The organism is Marinitenerispora sediminis, assembly GCF_003336425.1.
Taxonomy (GTDB): Bacteria; Actinomycetota; Actinomycetes; order Streptosporangiales; family Streptosporangiaceae; genus Marinitenerispora; species Marinitenerispora sediminis.
This window is the reverse complement of the sequence record NZ_QEIO01000265.1, coordinates 1-3,306: the sequence shown is the minus strand read 5'-3', so window position 1 is coordinate 3,306 and position 3,306 is coordinate 1. Positions and strand designations below refer to the sequence as shown.

General features: G+C 79.2%; 3 protein-coding genes and 1 pseudogene. All 4 read left to right on the top strand.

Annotated elements, in window-relative coordinates; all coding sequences use genetic code 11:
- On the top strand, window positions 1-418 hold a 418-nt coding region (locus tag DEF28_RS26025; protein WP_147281104.1), incomplete at its 5' end, for a sensor histidine kinase.
- Window positions 415-1,395 (top strand): TAXI family TRAP transporter solute-binding subunit, encoded by a 981-nt coding sequence (locus DEF28_RS26020; protein ID WP_114400924.1) that lies wholly within the window; start codon window positions 415-417, stop codon window positions 1,393-1,395. The genes DEF28_RS26025 and DEF28_RS26020, both read left to right, overlap by 4 nt.
- A gap of 256 nt (window positions 1,396-1,651) precedes the next feature.
- Window positions 1,652-2,290 carry a TetR/AcrR family transcriptional regulator gene (locus DEF28_RS26015; protein WP_114400923.1) on the top strand — a complete coding sequence of 213 codons (639 nt, stop codon included), beginning with the start codon at window positions 1,652-1,654 and terminating at the stop codon, window positions 2,288-2,290.
- A gap of 80 nt (window positions 2,291-2,370) precedes the next feature.
- Window positions 2,371-2,645: pseudogene (locus tag DEF28_RS29260) on the top strand (hypothetical protein); the annotation flags it as partial.
- Window positions 2,646-3,306 lie beyond the last annotated feature (661 nt).

The window sequence follows — 3,306 nt, the reverse complement described above, 5'->3', positions numbered from 1 at the left end:
GGCGGGGGAGGTCGCGGAGGGGGCGGTCGCGGTCTCGGAGACCGAGGTGGCGCAGATGCTCGACATCACCCTGGACAACGCCGTGAAGTACGCGGGGAGCGGCAGCACCGTCACCGTGAGCTGCGGGCCGGGCGGCGCCGGCCAGCTGCTGACGGTGCGCGACGACGGGCCGGGGCTCGCGGAGGCCGAACTCGCGCACGCCACCCGGCGGTTCTGGCGCTCGGCCACCGCCGGCCAGCGGGGGACCGGCCTGGGCCTGGCGATCCTGCAGCAGCTGGTCGCCGGGCGCGGCGGCACCCTGCGGCTGCGCCGCGGCGCGCCGCGCGGCATGGTGGTGGAGATCGGGCTGCCCGCGCCGGAGGGAGGCGCCCCGCGCGTCCCCGCGGCCGAGGGCCCCGGCCCCGGCGGCGCGCGGTGAGCGCGCCCGCGCCCACCCGGCGCACGGCCCTCGCCGCCGGCCTCGCCGCGGTGGCGGCGGCCGTCCTGGCGGGCGGCTGCCGGCGCGGGGAGTACCACGGCCCCCGCCGGCGGCTGCGCCTCGCGGCGGGGGAGCCCGGCGGGTTCTACGCGGACTTCGCCCGGCTGCTCGCGGCGGAGGCGGCGGCGCAGGAGCCCCGGCTGGGCGTCGAGGTGGTCGGTACCGACGGCAGCTTCGACAACATGGCGCGGGTCGCGGCCGGCGACGCCGACCTCGCGCTCGCCCTCGGCGACGCGGCGCGCTCCGCCGCGCTCGGGCACCCGCCCTACCGCCGGCCGCTGGAGCTGCGCGCCCTGGGCCGGGTGTACGAGAACTACACGCAGCTCGTGGTGCCGCGGGGCTCCGGGATCGAGCGCGTCCGCGACCTCGCGGGCCGCCGCGTCTCCCTCGGCGCCCCCGGCGCCGGCGTCACCCTCCTCGGGGAGCGGCTGCTCGAGGTCGCCGGGCTCGACGGCGACGCGGCCGCCGACGTGGCCCACCTGGGGCTGCGCGACGGCATCGCCGGGCTGGAGGACGGGGACGTCGACGCGCTGCTGTGGTCGGGCGGGGTACCCACGCCCGGGCTGCTGGAGCTGTCGCGGCGCGTCGGGCTCCGGCTGGTCCCGCTGGGCGGGCTGATCCCGGAGCTGCGCGAGCGGTACGGCTCCGGCTACGACCCCATCGACGTCCCCCAGGACACCTACGGCAGCCACCCCGCCGTCCCGACCATCGGGGTGCCGAGCCTGCTGCTGTGCGCCCCGGAACTGCCCGAGGAGGTCGCCGCCGCGCTGGTCGAGGTGCTGGTCCGCCGCGCGCCCTACCTCATCCCGCCGGACACCCTGGGCACGCAGTTCCTCAGCCCGAGCGCGCTCATCGGCACCGGCGCGGTCCCCCTGCACGCCGGCGCCGAGCGCGCCTACCGGGACCTGCACGGCTGACGGAGCGTCCGGCCCCTGGCGCCCCGCCGCCCGCGGCGGCCGTCCCCCGGCTCGGGGCCACCGGGGTCTGCCGGCTCGGCGGGCCGCGAGGCGGCCGGTGTCCCCGCCGCGGCGGTGCCGGGAGCGGCGCCCCTGCCGCCGGGCGGCGCATGGGAGCAGGGGGCGGGCCCGCCGAGCGGCCGGCGGCGCCCCTGCGCTGCGCCAGCGCGGGCCGGAGGCCGGCTCGCCGCCGAACGGGTGAAGTACGGTCTGTCGAGTGACGAACCAGCGCAAGCCGCGAGGCCCGTACCGCAAGAGCGCGCAGCGGCGGGAGCAGATCCTCCAGGCCGCCTACGAGGCCGTCGACGAGTACGGCGAGCGCGCCTCGCTGCACGACATCGCCGCCCGCGTCGGGGTGACGCAGCCGGCGCTCACGTACTACTTCCCCACGCGCGACGAGCTGCTCATCGCGGTCCTGGAGCGCTGGGACGTGCAGGGCAGGGCGTTGGCCGGCGCCTCGGGAGAGGACCAGAGCATGATCGACGGCATGGTCGCGGGGACCCGCCACACCACCGACCACCCGGGGCTGGCCAAGCTGTTCGTCACGCTCTCGGCGGCGGCCACCGATCCGGAGAGTCCCGCGCACGGCTTCTTCGCCGAGCGCTACCGCACCCTCGCGGCCGAGGTGACGCGGGACGTCGAGGAGAAGCAGCGGGCCGGCGCGATCCGGGCGGACGAACCGGCGGAGCACCTGGCACGAGCGGTGATCGCGGTGCTGAACGGCCTGCAGCTCCAGTGGATGCACGACCCCGCGGTGGACATGGCCGCGATCGCCGAGACGTTCACGCGGATGCTCGCACCGCCCGGCGGCACCGGCGGGGCGCAGGAGCCGGAGCAGCCCCCGATCGGTCCCTAGCCCGGGCCGGCGCGGAGCGGTCCCCGCTCTCCGGTCGGGGCGGCGACGATGACCAGCGCGGACCGCGTTGGACAACGGGACTGGACGAACGCAGGCAGGCCCCGCACCCGCTCCACGTCCGCCGGTGCGCTCCGGGGCCGTGCCCCGTCGGGTGCGACCAGGGCTTCGCCGGGCCGGGATCGAGAGGGCCGCCGCGGGGCCGGGATTCACGCTGATCCGGCCAGTGCGCGCGGAGGAGCCGGAACCGGGCGTGGGGGCCCGGGTGTGTCAGCGCGTCCGCGCGCGCAACGCGGCGATCTGGCACAACCGGCTGATCGGCGCCACGGTCAAGCGACCGCTCCTCGCTTACGACCATGGACCAGCACGCCCATCTCCCAGCAACTCTCCCAGCAACGATCCAGCCCCGCCCCCCGGGGCGTCGCCCGCCCGGACCGGCGACAGCGCCGCGCGCCGCCCCAGGACCGACCGCCGCCGGCGCGGGAGCGGCCGGGGCCGCCGCCCGGCCCCCCGGTTCCGCCCTCGGCGGCCGGCTCGCCCGTCCAGCCGGCGGCCCGCAGGCGCGCGGCGCCGGGACGGCCGAGGGCGCGCGGACGGCACGCGCACGCCGGGTCGCGCCTCCGCGTCCACAGCTCGCGCACCGCCCCGGAGCGCCCGCCCGCCAGTGGCCGAGCAGGGGGCTGCGCGCCCGGCAGATCCGGGGGCCGCCACGGGGACGGCCGAGGCTCACGGTTCACCAGGTGCGGCCGTGCACGCGCCGCCCGCCCCACCCGGTGGACCGTTGCTGGGGATTCGGTGTGCTGGTCAGGGCCGTCCGGGGGGCAGCGGCCGCTGGGTCAGGCGCGGGTCGGCCGCATCCCGCCGGATCGCGGTGCTCGGCGCCCGGACCGGCTGGCGGGGGCGGGTCGGCGGTCTCGCGGCCGTGCGTGCGGCACGGCGGTCCGGACCCCGGCCGCTTCTGCGATGTCCGGATGGCGACCGCCTGGTCCCCCTGGGCGGAGCCGGCCGCCTTCAGCGCG